The organism is Hymenobacter montanus (assembly GCF_014699115.1).
Classification (GTDB): Bacteria; Bacteroidota; Bacteroidia; order Cytophagales; family Hymenobacteraceae; genus Hymenobacter; species Hymenobacter montanus.
In genome coordinates this window covers 14,984-32,537 of sequence record NZ_JACXAD010000024.1, presented here as the reverse complement: position 1 = coordinate 32,537, position 17,554 = coordinate 14,984, and the positions used below count along the sequence as shown (strand labels likewise).

Genomic DNA, 17,554 nt, shown 5'->3' with positions numbered 1-17,554 from the left:
GATGGTTTCACCGCAGAGGACGCAGAGGGCTTCGCAGAGGAAACGCAGAAGAACGTCCTCTGCGCCCCTTCTGCGGAATCCTCTGCGTCTTCTGCGGTGAAACCCACTCTATCTTTCGCCCCGCAAAACCCCTCACCTCTCCCAAAAATGAAGCTTCGATTATTATCAATCCTAAGCCTAGCCCTACTCACCACACCTGGCTTTGCCCAACCAAAACCAGCCCCCAAAAAGGCCGCTACGCCGAGCGGCACCAAGCTGGTGGAAAAAGTTACCAAGCAGCCCGGCCAGCTCCTTATTCCCTACGAGAAGTACGTATTACCCAACGGCCTCACCCTCATCATTAGCGAAGACCATTCCGACCCGCTGGTGCACGTTGATGTAACCTACCACGTGGGTTCGGCGCGCGAGCAGATTGGCAAATCGGGCTTTGCTCACTTTTTCGAGCACATGATGTTCCAGGGCTCCGACCACGTGGGCGACCAGCAGCACTTCAAGCTGGTGACGGCGGCCGGTGGCTCCCTGAATGGCACGACCAACCAGGACCGCACCAACTACTTCGAAACCCTGCCCAGCAACCAGCTCGAAACCGGGCTGTGGCTGGAGGCCGACCGCATGGGCTTCCTGCTCGATGCCGTGAGCCAGAAGAAGTTTGAAATTCAGCGCGCCACCGTGAAAAACGAGCGGGGCCAGAACTACGACAACCGCCCCTATGGCCTCGCGCAGGAATACATCGCCAAAACGCTCTACCCCTACGGCCACCCCTACTCCTGGCTAACCATCGGCTACCTGGAGGACCTGGACCGTTCGGATGTAAACGACTTGAAGAACTTCTTTCTGCGCTGGTACGGCCCCAACAACGCCACCCTGACCGTGGGCGGCGACGTGCAGCCCGCCCGGGTGGTGAAGCTGGTGGAGAAGTACTTCGGCCCCATCAAGCGCGGGCCGGCCGTGGCCAAAGCCAAGCTGCCCGCCCCGGTTCTCAGCACCGACCGCTACGTGAGCTACCAGGATAATGTGCGCTTCCCGATGCTGCAAGTGGTGTTCCCCACCGTCCCCCACGGCCACCCCGACGAGTTGCCCCTCGATGCCCTGGCTGACATCATGGGCAACGGCAGGAACTCGCTCCTCTACAAAAACCTGGTGAAGAACCAGCTCGCCGTGCAGGCCCAGAGCTACCAGCAGAACTCGGAGCTGGGCGGCCAGTTTGCCTTCGTGGCCCTGCCCTTCCCCGGCAAGAGTCTCGACAGCCTGGAAACCATCGTGCGCAACACGATGACCGAGTTTGAAAGGCGGGGCGTAACCGATGAGGACCTGCAACGCTTTAAGGCGCAGCTGGAAGCGCAGCGGGTGAACGGCCTGGCCAGCGTGCAGGGCAAAGTGAGCCAGCTTGCCTCCTACCAAACTTTTTTTGGCAACCCCAACTACCTCACCGTCGAAACCAAAGAGCTCAAGGCCCTGACCAAAGCCGACGTGCAGCGAGCCTATGACAAGTACCTCAGGGGCAAGCACGCCGTCATCCTGAGCGTAGTGCCCAAGACCGGCAGCGTGGCCGCTGCCAAGCCCGATAACTACACTATCGACAAAGCGGGCTACAAGGCACCGGATTACGGCTACGAGGGCCTGAAGTACGTGAAGGCCCTCGATACCTTCGACCGCGGCAAGCAGCCCGCCGCAGGTGCCAACCCGGTAGTGAAAGTACCGGTGCTGTACCAGGAAACGCTGGCTAACGGTCTGAAAATCGTGGGCACCCAAAACACCGAGATTCCGGCCGTGACGATGCGGCTGACCATTCGGGGCGGGCACCGCCTGGAGCAAGCCCTGCCCGGCAAAGCCGGTATTGCCGAGCTCACGGCCAACCTGCTCAACGAGGGCTCGGAAAAATACACCAGCGAACAGATGGCGGCGGCCCTCGATAAGCTAGGCTCGCGCGTTTCGGTGTCGGGCGACGACAACGAGACCACCGTGTACGTGCAGAGCCTTACGGCTCAACTGCCCGCCACCCTGGCCCTGCTGGAGCAGCGCCTGCTGCACCCGCGCTTCGACCCCCAGGACTTTGCCCGCCTCAAAAAGCAGCAGCTGGAGAAAATCAGCAACTTCACCACCCAACCGGCAGTTATTGCCGACCTCACGTACAACAAGCTCCTCTACGGACCCAATAACATCGCGGGCACGGCCGTGGCGGGCACCACGGCCTCGGTGAGCAGCCTCACGCTCGACGACGTGAAGAACTTCTACAACCAGTACTACGCCCCTAACGTGAGCTACCTCGTGGTGGTAGGCGACGTCGACCAGAAAACCCTGGCCCCGCAGTTGGGCTTTCTGCGGGACTGGGCCCGGAAGGACGTGACGGTTCCCGGTGATGTGGCCGGTGGGCAGCCTGATAAAACCACGGTGTACTTCGTGAACAAGCCCGGGGCCGCGCAGTCCGAAATCCGGGTGGGCTACCTCACCGACCTTCCCTACGACGCCACGGGCCCTTATTACCGCGCCTACCTGGCCAACTACCTACTCGGGGGCGCCTTCAACTCGCGCCTCAACCTGAACCTGCGCGAGAATAAGGGCTACACCTACGGCGCGCGCTCGGGCTTTAACAGCAGCCGCTACGTGGGGCCCTTCACGGCCCAGGCCGGCGTGCGCGCCAACGCCACCGCGGCTTCGGTGAAAGAGTTTATGAGCGAAATCACGAACTACCCGAATGGCATTTCCGATGAGGAGCTGGCCTTCCTGCAATCGTCGGTGGGTCAGAGCGATGCCCTCCGCTACGAAACCGGCCAGCAGAAAGCCGGCTTCCTGGCCCGGCTGGTGGAATACAACCTGGAGCCCAGCTACGTGCAGCAGCAGAGCGACATTCTGAAGGCTCTGAAGAAAGAAGACGTGCAGGCCGCGGCCCGGAAATACCTGCCGGCCGACAAGATGTACATCGTGGTGGTGGGCGACCGCGACAAAGCATTCCCCAGGCTGAGCGAGCTGGGCTATCCCGTGGTGGAGTTAGACCTCGAAGGCAACCGCGTAGCGGCGGCTACGGCAGCCAGCCCCATTCCGGTTGCCGCGCCGGTCGACGAGAAAACGAAGTCCAAAACCGACGGCGGTAAAATCAAAACCAAGACCAAGAAAGGCAAGTCTTAGCCGTTAGCCCGGAGAGTAGCGAGCCGTCGGTTCCAGAAAAGCTCAACCAGTCGCCCATCGGCGGCGCGAGGCGGAAACCAGGCGGGCCTTACTCGCGGTCAAATGGGCCGATTGCTTAATTTGCCTGAGCAACAAGGAGCGAGCGGGTCCCTGGTAAAGCGTAGCTTTCGGGGGCCCGCTTTATCTTCACTCAAAAATTATCCCGACCGTGGCCTCTTCCCAACAGCTTGCGCAACTCGACCGCCTGGAACGGCAGATCACCACCTTATTGGCTGCCTATCAGCAGTTGCGCGAGGAGTTGGCCGACGCGAATACCACCGTGCAACAGCTCCGCGCCGACGTACGCGAGCGCGACCGGCAGCTCAAGGAGCGCCAAAACCAGGAAAATATTGTTAAACTTGTACACACCATAGCTGGGGAACCCACCCAAGCCAACGAATTAAAACTGCGCCTCAACGAATATATCCGCGAACTGGACAAGTGTCTTGCCTATTTGAGAGACTAACCCACTGACCCTCCCCACCACCGTAACTCCGCCTTATGAGCGAACTAGCCATCAAAATTCGTATTGCTGACCGGGACTATCCCATGCGCGTCGACGTGCAGGATGAGGAACGGTTGCGCCTGGCCGGCCGGCTGCTGGGCGATAAGCTGCGCGAATTTCGGGAAGGTTACGGCATTCAGGATAAACAGGACCTGCTCGCCATGATTGCGCTGTCGGTGATGGCCGATCAACTGAAAGTGAGCAAGGAAAAGGACGGCACCGATGCGGCGCTGACCGAGCGGCTGGCTCGCTTCGACGAGCTGCTCTCCGGCGTGGTGCTGACGGGCTGATCTTCCCGCGTAGCACCGCACACTCGTTGGCCCGGCAGGGCGGCGCGGCAATCGGCCGCGGCCGCGTTAGCCCGGGCAGAACGGTTCCACTCAGCCATGGTTTTCACCCATCCAAAACCATACTGATTATGACCCTTTTGATAATGTACTGTTTGCTGACCGCGGTGGTCGCCCTTGGGGCGGGCCTCTTGATCGGCAGGCAGCTGGCCGGTAAAGCCCGGCTGGACCACGAAGGCGAGGCTACGGCCCGCGCCCAACAAATCATCCGCGAGGCGGAAGAGAAAGGTAACCGCCTCCGCGACGACAAAATAAGACAGGCCGACGAGCGGCTCGAACAATCCAAGAATAAGTTTAAAAGCCTCCGGAACGAATTTGACCAAGAAAGCCGCCGCCTCAAGCAAGCCCTGGAGCAGGAGCTAACCGAGCGCCGCCAGGGGGTGCTGGAGCAAGAGCAAAGCATCAAGCTGCTCACCGAAACCACGCAGCGGCAGCTCGAACAGCTCCAACGCAAGGAGCAGGACCTGGAAAAAACCCGCGAACGGATTCAGACGGAAAGCCAGCAGCTTCGCGAGAAGCTGGAAAGCCAGGAAGAGAAGCGCCGCGCGACGCACGAAGCGGCCCTGGCCGCGCTGCACGCCAAAGAGCAGGCTGCCAACGAGCAGCTGCACCACGTGCAGCGCCAGCTCGAAACCATTGCCAACCTCACCGCCGCCGAGGCCCGCGAGCAGCTGGTGGAGTCGCTGAAAAACGAGGCGCAGATCCAAGCCAGCTCCTACATCAAGGATACCGTGGCCCAGGCCAAGCTCACCGCCACCAAGGACGCGAAGAAGATCGTGCTGGAAACCATCCAGCGCACCGCCTCGGAGCACGCTATTGAGAACTGCGTATCGATCTTCAACATTGAAAGCGACGACGTTAAGGGCAAAATCATTGGCCGTGAGGGCCGCAACATCCGGGCGCTGGAAGCGGCAACCGGGGTCGAAATCATCGTGGACGACACGCCCGAGGCCATCATCATCTCGGGCTTCGACCCGGTACGCCGGGAGATTGCCCGCCTCTCGCTCCACCTGCTGGTGAAAGATGGTCGGATTCACCCGGCCCGCGTGGAGGAAATCGTGGCTAAAACTCGCAAAAACATCGAGGAGGAAATCGTTGAGATCGGTGAGAAAACCATCATCGACCTCGGCATTCACGGCCTGCACCCCGAGCTGATTAAGATGGTGGGCCGGATGCGCTTCCGATCCTCGTACGGCCAGAACCTGCTGCAACACTCGCGCGAAGTGGCCAACCTTTGCGCCACTATGGCCGCCGAAATGGGCCTGGACGTGAAAAAAGCCAAGCGCGCCGGCCTGCTGCACGACATCGGCAAGGTGAGCACCGAGGAGCCCGAGCTGCCCCACGCCATCCTGGGCATGGAAATGGCCAAGATGTGGAAAGAGCACCCCGATGTGGTGAACGCCATCGGCGCCCACCACGACGAGATTGAAATGACGGCCATGATTTCGCCACTCGTGCAGGCCTGCGACGCCATCTCGGGCTCGCGCCCCGGCGCCCGCCGCGAAATGATGGAGAGCTACATCAAGCGCCTCAAGCAGCTGGAAGAAACCGCCAACGGCTTCAAGGGCGTCAACCAGTGCTTCGCCATCCAGGCCGGCCGCGAGCTGCGCGTCATGGTCGACGCCGAGAACGTGACCGACGAGCGCGCCGCTGAGCTCAGCTTCGAAATCTCGCAAAAGATCGAGAAGGAGATGCAGTACCCCGGTCAAATCAAAATCACCGTGATTCGGGAAATGCGCGCCGTGGCTTACGCGAAGTAGCGCGTCGTAGCGCGAACCTCGGCTGGTGCCAAAGCAGAGCACGAGTATCCGGATGTGGGCGACTACGTATTCGGGGAGCAGCGCCAGCCGCGGCGAAGCGGCAACTCACTGTGTTGCCTCCATGTTCGCTTAGGAAGGAAAGCAGCGCCTCCAGCTGCTCGGCATAGATTTGTTCCAGGTTGGCGGGGGCGGGGACCTAGGTTCCCGCCCAAATGGCGGCAGGATTCGGGCGGGGTAACGGGCATCAGCACGGGCCTGTCAAGCAGAACTGGCGCGGCTTTCAGAATGTCAGAATGGGTAAGCACAGGCTTGCGTCATCGGGAAGCGGCTGCGCCGGCAAGGTGCAGAGGGCTGCACGGGCACGGCAACGGTCAGACCAAGTAGCAGCGGCGAGGGACACGGATTTAGCGAGGGGGATATCTTGCCCGCTCTTCGGCCCTTGGCCGGTGCGTTTGGGGCCGGCTCCGTCAGTGGTGGTGAGCGTCCTCAGTATAGCAAGCATCGCTACCCCGTTTTCCCGTCGTGGGGCTTGCCGCCGAGGGTGGCAGTAGAAATCGGCGCTTTGGTGTGAGGCCGCAGCTTCGGGCAGGGCGGCGCGCAGCAAATGGAGGCGAGCGTCAGACCACCCAGTGTTAGCAGCTGCCTGAAGCAAAGTAGCCAATTACGTCGGTTCGGCTGCTCGTCACCCCTGTCGATGCCCAGCAGGGCCTGCCCGGTCAGTTCTTTCCGCCGCCCGCCGCGCTTGTGCACCGTCAGGTTGTCGACGATTACCAGCACATCGCCCCGACGCCACTGCGGAGCCGGTATGTGGGCACCGCAGAAGACGAAGCTGCGCTGGGTGAGCGTGCCCTCTAGCAACCGCACTGCGTGGTATGGACGATGCAGTTCGTGGGCCGGTCCCACAACCCCTCAGCACCTTGCTGCCTATTTACAGGCCCAGGATATTCACAGCTCCGGCTTCTGAGTCCGCTTTACAAGGGCGAATTTCCTTGAAAAAAGGGAATATTTTTAAATGTGAAAAAAAAGTTGTAACGTTAAGTTGAAACAACGCTACCCTAACGATGCGGCCTTAACCCGCGCTTAGTGTTTTTATAACTATCTATTTGCTAGCAAAGAATGATGATTACCTCCCTTCATCATCCTCGTTCATTATTCAACCTTCATCAATTCCTTTACCTATGAGAAACAATGATTCCCAACTTGGAAAAGGGCAATTCGGCACGCTGAGAGCTCGGTGGGCCTTCACCACCGCCTTGCTCTGGCTGCTGGGCCACCTGGCCGCGGCGCAAACCGTCACGCTGCCCATTGAGGTGCTCGGCGCGGAAGGCACCGTGGAAACCGTGACGGTTAACGTGCCCACCGGCAGCACCGCCAGCGGCCTGTGGCTGCAGGTCAACAACTTATCCTATGCCGATAAGGGCAGCGTCCGGCTCAACGACGGCCCGTGGATAGCCTTGAATAACAGCACCGTGCGCTTTACCGAGCGCGAGCGTAACCTCGGCGGCATCGGCGGGGCCCGCGCCTTCTTCGGCACGATTAAGCTCACCCTGCCCCTGGCCCCGGGCGCCGTGCGTAGCGGCCCCAACACGGTGGCCTTCCGCTTCAATAATTCCGATGGCGTTTCCATCGGCTACCGCGTCCTCAAGCTCAACTTCGTCGATGACGGCGGACATAAGCTCGTGCCGGCCACCACCTTCGTGGAGGATAACCCCGCTACCTGGGTGGCCCCGCAAAACAATGCCGCCGCCATTGCCGCCGGCAAAACCCTGTGGGAAACGGCCACCTTACGCAGCAGCTACCTGGCTAACAACCACGTGCTCAATGCTAAATGCGAGGACTGCCACGCCAAGAACGCCCGCGACCTGAAGTACTTCTCCTACTCCAACAAGAGCATCATTGAGCGGGTCAAGTTTCACGGCCTGAGCCAGGACCAGGGCGAGAAAATCGCCAGCTACGTGCGTTCCCTCAACATGAAGCAGCCCGGCCGGCCCTGGAACCCGCCCTACCAGCCCGGGCCCGGGCTGGATTCCAAGCCCGTGGACGAATGGGCCGCCGGGGCCGGGGTTGACGCCGTGCTCGACAACAATGAGGAGGCCTTGCCTTACCTGTTCCCGAATGGGATCACCGCCGCCGGCTTTGACTTTACCGGTAAGTTCAGCCCGCGCGAGATCCCCGTGACTATGATGCTGCCGGACTGGAAGCACTGGTTGCCGACCGTGCACCCGCTCGACCAAGTCGGCGGGGACGTTTCGGAGATGGACAGCCTCTATCAAACCTTGCGCAACAACTTGGCCACACGGGGGACCGACTACAAAGTTGACCGGTACGGCTTCGAATCTCAGTCAGAGCATTTTCAGACCGCGGTGCAGAGGTTCTCGGATCGGATTCCTCGAAATGGCGCGAACACCAAAGAAGAGATTGAAGCCGTGTACTCCACTCAGCTCTGGAAGATGGTCAAGCTATGGGAGTTGCACCAGGAGTTTGCCCTCGAAGGCTTGGGTCAGCAGAAGTACGGCGCTGTGGGCGGCGAGCCCCGCATGTGGTTAACGGGTGGTACCTACGCCGCTTTCACCGTCTCGCCCTTCATGCTGAAGATCGATAATGGCCCGGGCCCAAACCGCGTGGGCCGCTCCGTGCAGAACGACGCAAACATCGGCCAGATGTGGTATCATACGCAACTGCTGCTGACGCTGGGCGGGCGCCAGCCCGGTGGAGGCGGGCCCTATGACTGGGCGTATGCCACTGGTCAATTCAGCGGCCTGGCTGGCATTAACAAAGAGTCCGAACTGATGCGCTACTTGGTGCATCTCATTGCCGGCGTACAAGGGTGCAACATTGGGCTTAAACCCGGGGAACACTCCCCCGGCAGCACGGATGCGCCCTTCGATTGGTCCTGGTCGCCAGAGCGATGGGGAATTGGCGCCATCCCGGGGTATGCCGGTCGCAACGTGCTCTGGAAGAATACGTCGCCCGCCCTGCGCAAACAGATCATCGACGCGTACTTGGGCGCATTACTGCAGCACTGCCGCCGGTGGACGCCCGCCGAGTACGTACGCGACCCCAGGAATGTCAGTGGCGCCTGGCCCCCTTCGAACTATCGTCTTAGCGCTCTTGATGGATCCCAGCGCTGGTTGGCGCCCGATCATATCTATGCTGCTTTGCCTTATTTCGCTAAGCTGGGGGCCTCGTGCCAACTGATTAACGGCCTCGCCGATTGGGCGCAGGAAATGTGGCCCAACAACGACTGGAGCGCGGTGCGCGTGCCCAATTGCACCGAGCCGCCGGCCTCGGGCCCCACGCTGACCGTGCTGGCGCCCCAGGAGAGCGGCGTCTACAGCCCCGCCGAAGCGCTGAAGTTTGCGGCTATGGCGGCCAATTTCCCCCAGCCCGTCGCCGCAGTTGAGTACTACGAAAACAATCGCAAGATCGGGCAGGGCACGGGGGTCAACTATGCCCTGGAGCTAACCAATATCCCCGTCGGCTACCACACGATCGAAGTCCGCGCCCGCGACACGGGCGGCACGAGTAAAGCGCAAACCGTGCGGTTTTACGTGGGGCAGCCGACCTGCGCTACCCCGGGCACGACCTTTGGCCCGGCAGAAATCTTTGATGGCGACATTTCAACGGGCACGGCGCAAGACCACGTGGAGGCAGTCGGCTTTGACTTGGGCAGCCCGCAGCTGTTAGGCATTATTGGCTTTGCCCCGAGCCCACAATACCAGACCGGAGAATACATCCTGGGCGGTAAAATCCAAGGCTCTAACCAGAGCGCCACGACGGGCTACGTGGACTTGTATACCGTCGAAAATGCTTCCGCTGGCATGAATTACATTGCCGTGACGGGCACCACGCCTTACCGTTACGTCCGCTTCCTCTGGGGGGGCAAGCACTATTTGGGCAATTTGACCGAATTCTCGGTCTGCCTCGGGGTCCAAGGCCAGCCCATCGCCTTGGCCACCGGCGCAGCACAGGCGAAACCGGCGCTGGCGGTGGACGTATTTCCCAACCCGGTGAGCACCGGCCGCGCCACGCTGCGCTACATGCTAACCGAGGCCCAGCCCGTGGGCTGGGCCTTGTACGACGGCCTGGGCCGGGTGGTGCAAGCCGCCGACGCCCGCCGCCAGCCAGCCGGCGTGCACACCCAGGCGCTGGACCTCGGGGGCCAGGCCCCGGGCCTATACTTCCTGCATCTGACTACGGGCACGCAAACGAGTAAGCACACGCTCGTGTTGCTCCAGCCTTAGGCCCAGCGGGGCCGGCCGGGTCCCAACTGCCCGGTTCGCTGGAGGCGCGAAGCCTCAGGAGAGGGGAGTCAGACGTCGGGTACACTCACTAGGAAACGGCTCTAACTTGTTAGAACGGGTATAACTCAAAAGCTAAGCTCAAAACTTAATTTTTAAGCCATACTCTTTTTTCATGCGCAACAGAGCTTGGGCATTTCCCCTGGCATCGTCTACGGGATGATGGGTATGGGCAGTCTGCCGCAGGTGCTTGAAGGTTTGAAAGGTATCCTTGGCGATTCCCTTGTATAAACTACCTAAGTTTTGCGAGCTATGGCCAAAAGGATTACGGCCGAGGAAATGATGAAAATACCAGCAGATGAACATCCAATCAAAGCCATTATTATCGCTGATAAAGAGCGGACGATCGGTACAAACCCTTTCTATCCATTCCTTGAACTGAGCCATCACCCGGGCAGGCTCATCGAACGTCAGCACTTCTTCCCGGGAATGCCCCGATACGGCCAACGCTTCAGGAATAAATTTCTCGGAGATAGGTTTTAGCTTCCCATAAAAGGTCTGATCCAGGGCCTCGTTCACCAACACTGCTCCGAAAGAAATCATCGAGTAGTCACCAGGAATTGGCCCGTCACTTTCGATATCCACCATAATGTAAGCCATTGCTACTGCTGTTGAGATGGGATGAAGGAGGGTCGATTATGTGAATATGAAAGTGAATGTAGGAAAAGGCACACCTAAATAAAGTCAAGGAACGCTTTACCAGTTGGCAGACGACCGGTGCTAAGTCCTTAGCGGCAGCTTTTCAGCGGCTCTACCCCAGCCAAGTAAGGGTCGTTGTACTGGCTCGTTACCCAAGAGCCACACGGCTACGCTTGCGAGGTTGGGGCTGGCGGTTGTTACGAGCGCCTAATACAGAAAAGGCCGTCGCATTTCTGCGACGGCCCTAAAGTAGCGGCTCGGCTTGAGCGGTGTCTACCCCACCGGTTCAACCAGCACGCCACTGCACGAGAGGTCCTTCCTTTCCACATTTCCACCCCGTGCAGGGATACTTGTAGGTCAAAAGTATACTGAGCAGAAGCGTAACAGTAGCAACCTCGCTAAACCACCCTGTTTTCTCGGTCAACTCTTCAAATAAAGCGGCGAAAGGATTAGCAAGTGCTTGTATATAGGCGATACACTCTAATCTATTACCCCGCGAAAGATGACTTATCGCTTCGCTGTCATGGAAGAACCTTTTATCAAGCGAGGTGGATGGGGAGCATGAACCTGACCGAAGCCAGGTAGTAAATACACTTTAACGATAACGTTACTACCCTGGCATTTGCTATGACTTGTGGGTGTAAGAATTACTGTCTTCGAGCTTGCTCCCCAAGGCTCAACATAGACCTGGAATAAATTTTTACGGCGCCCTTGTTACCCACGACCATGGGTGCCCTGGTCACGTGGTGCGAATTTTCTTCGAGATACGTTCCTGAATGCGGTACATGACCCGCTAATGCGACACGTTATCACCTTACTGGGCGGCATAATCCTGTTTGATGCGAACTTCGCGGCTGATGAACCGAAACCAAGGCCTCTGCTTGCTACTCACGGCGCTGTCTGCTGCCCTCGCCAACTGCACCGTGCAAAGCCCCTACGCCACCACCAACCGCTCGTACCAGCAGCAGGTGAAAGCCTACGCCAAGTCGCTGCGGGCCACGCCCCCGCCTACCCCCGGAACCGACAGCCTACTGCTGGGCCAGTACTGGGTGGGCACCACCAATTTCAACCTGCGCAAACCGAATTACGTCATCATTCACCATACGGCGCAGAGCTCGACGGCCCAGACCCTCAAAACCTTTACCCTGCCCAGCACGCAGGTGAGCGCCCACTACGTTATCGGGCGCGACGGGGAAGTGTACCACCTGCTGAACGACTACCTGCGCGCCTGGCACGGCGGGGTGGCCAAGTGGGGCAACAACACCGACATTAACTCCTGCTCGCTGGGCATCGAGCTGGATAACAACGGCACCGAGCCGTTTGCCGAGGCGCAAATAGCCAGCTTACTACGCCTGCTGGCGGGATTGAAAAAAGCCTACGGCATTCCCGCCGCCAACTTCATCGGTCACGCCGATATATCCCCCAGCCGCAAGAATGACCCCAGCGTGCTTTTCCCCTGGAAGCGGCTGGCCGACCAGGGCTTTGGCCTGTGGTACGATGCCGGGCCGCTCCCCAGCCCTCCGGGGTACGACCCGATGGGGAGTTACCTTAACAGACCACTGCCAGCCGATAGTACTGCCCGACCAGCCCGTATTCCGGCTTTGCCCGGCAAGGTTCCGCCGGTGCTGGATAGCACTGCGGCAGATGCTTACCTGGCCCGCCTGAACAGCCCGGCCGCGCCGTTCAATCCGCAGGAGGCGTTGCGCATCATCGGCTACGACACGCACAACCTGCCGGCTGCCATTCAGGCCTTTAAGCGCCATTTCATTCAACAGAATGTTAATGGGCCGCTCACCGAGGCCGACAACCGCATCCTATATAACCTCTACAAGAAGTACTTGTAAACGCTATCGGGCCGTATATTTCGCAGTTCGAGGCGGTTTGCTTCGGCCGTATGCTTGCCGAAAGGTTTAATTTTAGGTTATGTTAGAAATATCCCGACGGGGGCAGGCCATGCCCGTTTCTCCGTTTCGCAAGCTGGCTCCGTACGCCGAGCTGGCTCGCCAACAAGGCCGGATTGTTTATCCGCTCAACATTGGGCAGCCCGATATCGAAACGCCCCCGGCTGCGCTGGCCGCCGTGCGCAACGCCGACATCCGGGTGCTGGGCTACAGCCACGGCGCCGGTACCGAGAGCTACCGCCACCGGCTGGCCGCCTACTACCAGCGGGCCGGCCTGCCGGTGGTAATGGAAGACATCATCGTGACCACGGGCGGCAGCGAGGCCATCTTGTTCGCCCTGCTTACCTGCCTGAACCCGGGCGATGAAATCATTATTCCTGAGCCGTTCTACGGCACCTACACCGCCTTCTCCATTGCGGCCGGCGTGAATATCGTGCCCGTTACGGCCCGCATCGATAACGGCTTCGCCCTACCGCCGCTGGCTAACTTTGAGCGGGCCCTCACCCCCCGGACGCGCGCCATTCTCATCTGTAACCCCAGCAACCCCACTGGCTACGTGTACCGCCGCGCCGAGCTGGAAAGTATCCTGGGCCTGTGCAAAGCGCACAGCCTGTACTTGATTTCGGACGAGGCCTACCGCGAGTTCTGCTACGACGCGCCCTACGTGAGTGCCCTGGAGCTGGCCGGCGCCGAGCCCAATGTGGTGGTGGTCGACACCATCTCGAAGCGCTACAGCGCCTGCGGGGCCCGGGTGGGGGCGCTAGTCACGCTAAACAAGCAGGTGTACGTGGCCGCCTTTCGCTTCGCGCAGATGCGGGTGAGTCCGCCCGGCCTGGGCATGTTGCTGGCCGAGGCCGCAGCCGAATTGCCCGAATCGTATTTCGACGAGAGCAAGGCCGAATATCAGGCCCGGCGCGACCTGACCGTGGCCCGGCTGCAGGCCATGCCCGGGGTGGTGTGCCCCCGCCCCGGCGGCGCCTTCTACGTGCTGGCTCACCTGCCCGTCGACAATACCGAAGCCTTTGGGCAGTGGCTATTGGAAAGCTTCTCCTACGAAAATCAAACCCTCCTCCTTTCCCCCGCCAACGGCTTCTACCAGACGCCGGGCCTGGGCAGCCAGGAGGTGCGCCTGGCTTACGTCATCAACCGGACCGACCTGGCCGCCGCCCTCGACTGCCTGGAACGCGCGCTGTTGGCTTACCCCGGCCGTACCGAGCCGCCGCTCACCACTACGGAAGTGGCTTCAGCCTTCACAGCCCCATTATTAACGCAACTCCAATGAACCCAGCCGCTGCCTCTACCACCGAAGCTCCCACTCACGACTATACGGCGCCGTTGCGGGTGTGGCATTGGGGCAACACGCTGCTCGTGAGTGGACAGTTGCTCACCATTCTGTTTTTGAAAGTCATCGTCGACGCCCGCTCAGCCGTACCCGAGTTCCTGAAATCCCTGGGCCACGAGAACGTGAAGCTGACCGTGAAGCAGGCTAATGCGTTCGCCCACATCATTAGTGAGCGGATTTGGCAGTGGCACATCTACATTGGGCTGACGCTGGCGGCCTTCTGGCTGCTGCGCGTGGGGCTGGAGCTGCGTGGGCCCTCGGAGCTACGGTTTACGGCCCGGCTGCGGGAGGTGGCCCGCCGCTACCGGCTGGCGCCGGCAGCCGACAAGGGCAGGATGGGTAAATCACTGTTTATCAAGAGCAGCTACGCGTTATTTTACCTGGCACTGACCATCATAGCTATCACCGGCTTGGGCCTTACCTGGGCTGATGACGTGCCCTTTTTGGGTGAGCTGGAGCACACCCTCAAAGAAATTCATAACGTAACCATGTACTTCATCATCGCCTTTTTCGCGGTGCACGTGGTCGGCGTGGTGTGGGCCGAAATCACCACCGACCACGGGTTGATTTCGCGCATGGTGGGCGGTGCAGCGCGGGAAACGCGCTCTTTCTGACCCTGGCTGGTGCGCCATCCATCAGGTAAGCGGTGGTAAGGTATACTGTTCCTGCTACCCGAATGAGACATGACTGACAGCCCTCGCTTAGGGCAGGACTGCTCTGGGTAGATGCAACATCAAAACCATCAGGGATAACATAGCCAGCCCGACCTAACCCGCATCGTCGCCGGCAGCACGGGTCCTAGTCCCCCTTCGTGAAAATCAACGTAGTGATGTTGTAACGCGTGGTACCATTACCGCTGGTGGTAAAGGTGCTGGTCAACCCATAGCCCTCTTGATAGAGCTTTGTCACAACTGCGTGGTAAGCCTTCCCCGCGGCGGCCAGCTTTTTAGTGCCCGCTCCGCTTTCGAACAAGACTGTCTCCTTCCGCCCATTCGGTCCGGTAAGCACGATCTCCCCTTTTTGCCCCGCCTCGTACACGCGGACCACCACAACCTCTGTATCGCCGGCATAAACTCCAATTGGATTACCCATTAGTGCCAGCAGACACGCCCCCATTGCGAATAACTTTTTCATGGTGGCTAATATAGTGCCCCTGTCCGGGCCGGCCCCCCTGACAAACGCTACCAAGCTTAAACTTCGAGAAACTTTCCCCCGCCACTACCTGCCTTCCGGGTCTTACCCATACATCCATCATTTGGGATATCATCGCACCGTCGGCTCTACCAATACCCCAGCCAACAGATGGGCAGGCCACTATAAAGACTACGGCCCAAACTGAATGCTAGAGAGCTGGCCCAGCTTTGGGGCCGGCGCAAGGCCTGCTACCTTCTAGGCCCATGCGCTACCTACGCTAGCATACTTGTGAGAGCGCTGAACATCAGCTAGCAGATGTGTTCAATAAAATAAAAAAATTGCAATAAGTTACAGGAAGAAATTGGAACATAGCCCAATAATTTCTGTTTAACTTGTAACCAGATTTGGAGTATAACAAGGCTGCTACGCAAGTAATGGCGCTGGCCTGCTTTTCCAAGTCACCCTTTCCACCGTATTGCTTCCTATGAAAACATCTTTTATTCCTTGGCTGGCGCCAGTTGCCTTTGCGGGCCGGCGCGTATTCGCGATGCTAGCAGGAGCGCTCTTGCTTAACCTGGCGCTGGGCTTTTCGGTCGCCGCGCAGGACCTGAAAACCGAGCTGGTCCCCAATGGCCACGTTCCGGGATACGGCAAAGCCCCTTTTAACGCGCCCGTAAGCTTCACCTTTACCACCCGCAACCTCTCGGCAAGTACCAGCGTCTTCAACGTGGTGCGGACCCTGACCTTGCCGGGGCAACTCAATAACGTGACGGTAGCGCCCCAGGGCTCCTACAATTACAACACCGGGGTAGTGTCGCTGCCCGTCATCAGCCTGGGCCCCGGCCAGAGCGCCGTCACCACGGTCAGCTTCCTCCTGCAGAGGCCTGATGGCGTTGCGGCCTCCGGCAACGTCAGCTCGGCCACAGCAGTCAACGACCCGCCGGGCAACAACGCGTCCAGCGCCTCCATCGTGGTGCGGACGGCGCAGAATTTAGGCGTGACCTTGTCTGCTAGTGGCGCCACCAGCATTAGCAACACAAACCCCTATCACTGTGAGACGGTGCGGTTGCAATGCCTCTTCACTAACGGCGGCGGCCTGCCAGCCATTAGCGTGGTACCTACCCTTACCCTACCCCCGAACCTGAACATCGTGTCGATCCAGCGGATCCCGAACCTGCCGGCCTCATACAACCCCGCTACGGGGGTGATGACGCTGGCCCCCAGGGACACCCTACGCGGTTCTGATGAATCGTCGCCCTCCGCTCCCGTCGGGTCGTACTATGACTATGTCATCGTCCGCTTCACCGTGCCCCCTACCGATAACACACCGTTATCAATCGCTGCCAGTGTGAGCTCGAGCTCACCAGACCTTCCGAGTTCTTCCTCTGGCGCTATCCCCGATAACGCCAGCCTCACGCTCCAGCCGACGCCTCCGACGGCGGACCTGCGCACGGCGCCCACGGGCCCGGCGTCGGCCCCGGCGGGCCAACCCGTGACCTACACCCACACGACCACCAACCTCGGCTCGAACCCCGCCCTCAACGTGACGCCTACCCTGACGCTGACGCCGGCCCCCGCGGCGGGCACGGTGACACTGCCCGCCGGGGCCACGTACAACGCCACCACCGGGGTGGTCACCTTTGCGCCCACGACCACGCTTCAGGCGACGGCGGGCTCCAACCTGGTGACTAACACCATCAGCTTCCCCATGCCCAACGCGCCGGTGACGGTCACCAGCAACGTGGGCTCGTGCCTGCGAACCGACAACAACACCCCCAACAACAGCGCCAGCATCACCACTCAACTGCCCAAACCTTTGCCAGTGGAATTACAGGACTTCGCGGCCCAGGCTCAGGGAAGCGACGCGCTGCTGAACTGGACGACGGCCAGCGAACTCCACAACGAGCGTTTCGAGATCGAGCGCTCGTTCGACGCCCGCTCGTTTGAGCGCGTGGGCGCCGAGCGCGGCCAAGGCAGCAGCACCCGTCCCACGGACTATCGCTTCACCGATGCCGGGGTGGGGCATCAGGGCCACGCGCTGGTCTACTATCGCCTGCGCCAAGTCGACACCGACGGCACGGCCAGTTGGGGCCCGGTACGGGCAGTGACGTTCACCCGCCTCACTAAAGGCGGCGCGAAGCTCTATCCCAACCCGACGCCCGGCCGCGCCGCCCTGGACCTGACGGAGTTGCCGGCCGGGACCTACCAGGTCCGGATTCTTGATCTAATGGGGCGGCAGTTGGGGGCTTACGTATTCGAGGGCGCCCGCAAGCAGCCGTTGAGCGTCGAGCAGTTACCGCCGGGCCGCTACGTGGTGCACGTTGTCGGCCCGGACGTAAATCTGACCCTGTCGCTGGCACGCGAATAGGCTTTTGCCCATCGAAGGCCGGAAAAAGCCCCTGGAAATATTTCCAGGGGCTTTTTCATGAGGTAGCGAGTTGAATATGCGTGGTGGTACAA

Annotated in this window: 12 protein-coding genes; 9 read left to right on the top strand and 3 right to left on the bottom strand. The window is 60.1% G+C overall.

Annotation, left to right across the window (positions count from 1 at the left end; genetic code table 11):
* Positions 1 to 147 precede the first annotated feature (147 nt).
* From IC235_RS18275 to rny, 4 genes are all read left to right on the top strand, one after another.
* A complete protein-coding gene (locus IC235_RS18275) occupies positions 148 to 3,126 on the top strand; it encodes a M16 family metallopeptidase (RefSeq protein WP_191006650.1) in 2,979 nt (992 codons plus the stop codon).
* A gap of 208 nt (positions 3,127 to 3,334) precedes the next feature.
* A complete protein-coding gene (locus tag IC235_RS18270) occupies positions 3,335 to 3,631 on the top strand; it encodes a hypothetical protein (RefSeq protein ID WP_191006649.1) in 297 nt (98 codons plus the stop codon).
* Positions 3,632 to 3,666: 35 nt separating this feature from the next.
* On the top strand, positions 3,667 to 3,960 hold the full coding sequence (locus IC235_RS18265; protein ID WP_191006648.1) for a cell division protein ZapA: 294 nt from the start codon (positions 3,667 to 3,669) through the stop codon (positions 3,958 to 3,960).
* A gap of 128 nt (positions 3,961 to 4,088) precedes the next feature.
* Positions 4,089 to 5,777 carry a ribonuclease Y gene (gene rny, locus IC235_RS18260; protein WP_191006647.1) on the top strand — a complete coding sequence of 563 codons (1,689 nt, stop codon included), beginning with the start codon at positions 4,089 to 4,091 and terminating at the stop codon, positions 5,775 to 5,777.
* 504 nt (positions 5,778 to 6,281) lie between these two features.
* On the opposite strand, the gene IC235_RS18255 is transcribed toward rny, so the two are convergent.
* Complete coding sequence (locus IC235_RS18255; protein ID WP_191006646.1) at positions 6,282 to 6,641, bottom strand: hypothetical protein; 360 nt, start codon at positions 6,639 to 6,641, stop codon at positions 6,282 to 6,284.
* Positions 6,642 to 6,955: 314 nt separating this feature from the next.
* On the opposite strand from IC235_RS18255, the gene IC235_RS18250 reads away from it, so the two are divergent.
* On the top strand, positions 6,956 to 10,021 hold the full coding sequence (locus tag IC235_RS18250) for a T9SS type A sorting domain-containing protein (protein WP_191006645.1): 3,066 nt from the start codon (positions 6,956 to 6,958) through the stop codon (positions 10,019 to 10,021).
* Between the two features lie 138 nt (positions 10,022 to 10,159).
* On the opposite strand, the gene IC235_RS18245 is transcribed toward IC235_RS18250, so the two are convergent.
* Positions 10,160 to 10,678: a 3'-5' exoribonuclease gene (locus IC235_RS18245; RefSeq protein WP_191006644.1), complete on the bottom strand. Its 519-nt coding sequence runs from the start codon at positions 10,676 to 10,678 to the stop codon at positions 10,160 to 10,162.
* Positions 10,679 to 11,574: 896 nt separating this feature from the next.
* Here IC235_RS18245 and IC235_RS18240 point away from each other — a divergent pair.
* The 3 genes from IC235_RS18240 (at position 11,575) to IC235_RS18230 (ending at position 14,574) form a co-directional block, all read left to right on the top strand.
* Positions 11,575 to 12,561, top strand: coding sequence for an N-acetylmuramoyl-L-alanine amidase (locus IC235_RS18240; protein WP_191006643.1), 987 nt, complete (start codon positions 11,575 to 11,577; stop codon positions 12,559 to 12,561).
* A 79-nt stretch (positions 12,562 to 12,640) separates the two neighbouring features.
* On the top strand, positions 12,641 to 13,900 hold the full coding sequence (locus tag IC235_RS18235) for a pyridoxal phosphate-dependent aminotransferase (RefSeq protein ID WP_191006642.1): 1,260 nt from the start codon (positions 12,641 to 12,643) through the stop codon (positions 13,898 to 13,900).
* Positions 13,897 to 14,574, top strand: coding sequence for a cytochrome b/b6 domain-containing protein (locus IC235_RS18230; RefSeq protein WP_191006641.1), 678 nt, complete (start codon positions 13,897 to 13,899; stop codon positions 14,572 to 14,574). The genes IC235_RS18235 and IC235_RS18230 overlap by 4 nt, the downstream gene beginning before the upstream one ends.
* Positions 14,575 to 14,758: 184 nt before the next feature.
* Here the strand turns inward: IC235_RS18230 and IC235_RS18225 are convergent, their stop codons facing one another.
* Positions 14,759 to 15,094, bottom strand: a complete 336-nt coding sequence (locus tag IC235_RS18225; protein ID WP_191006640.1) for a hypothetical protein — start codon at positions 15,092 to 15,094, stop codon at positions 14,759 to 14,761.
* Between the two features lie 484 nt (positions 15,095 to 15,578).
* Between IC235_RS18225 and IC235_RS18220 the strand changes: the two genes are divergently transcribed.
* A complete protein-coding gene (locus IC235_RS18220; RefSeq protein ID WP_191006639.1) occupies positions 15,579 to 17,462 on the top strand; it encodes a T9SS type A sorting domain-containing protein in 1,884 nt (627 codons plus the stop codon).
* Positions 17,463 to 17,554: the final 92 nt, after the last annotated feature.

What these genes read in the sequence shown, in the direction of transcription:
- IC235_RS18275 (WP_191006650.1), top strand. Translation starts at nt 148, where the DNA reads ATGAAGCTTCGATTATTATCAATCCTAAGCCTAGCCCTACTCACCACA.
- IC235_RS18265 (WP_191006648.1), top strand. Translation starts at nt 3,667, where the DNA reads ATGAGCGAACTAGCCATCAAAATTCGTATTGCTGACCGGGACTATCCC.
- rny (WP_191006647.1), top strand. Translation starts at nt 4,089, where the DNA reads ATGACCCTTTTGATAATGTACTGTTTGCTGACCGCGGTGGTCGCCCTT.
- IC235_RS18250 (WP_191006645.1), top strand. Translation starts at nt 6,956, where the DNA reads ATGAGAAACAATGATTCCCAACTTGGAAAAGGGCAATTCGGCACGCTG.
- IC235_RS18245 (WP_191006644.1), bottom strand. Translation starts at nt 10,678, where the DNA reads ATGGCTTACATTATGGTGGATATCGAAAGTGACGGGCCAATTCCTGGT.
- IC235_RS18240 (WP_191006643.1), top strand. Translation starts at nt 11,575, where the DNA reads ATGAACCGAAACCAAGGCCTCTGCTTGCTACTCACGGCGCTGTCTGCT.
- IC235_RS18235 (WP_191006642.1), top strand. Translation starts at nt 12,641, where the DNA reads ATGTTAGAAATATCCCGACGGGGGCAGGCCATGCCCGTTTCTCCGTTT.
- IC235_RS18230 (WP_191006641.1), top strand. Translation starts at nt 13,897, where the DNA reads ATGAACCCAGCCGCTGCCTCTACCACCGAAGCTCCCACTCACGACTAT.
- IC235_RS18225 (WP_191006640.1), bottom strand. Translation starts at nt 15,094, where the DNA reads ATGAAAAAGTTATTCGCAATGGGGGCGTGTCTGCTGGCACTAATGGGT.
- IC235_RS18220 (WP_191006639.1), top strand. Translation starts at nt 15,579, where the DNA reads ATGAAAACATCTTTTATTCCTTGGCTGGCGCCAGTTGCCTTTGCGGGC.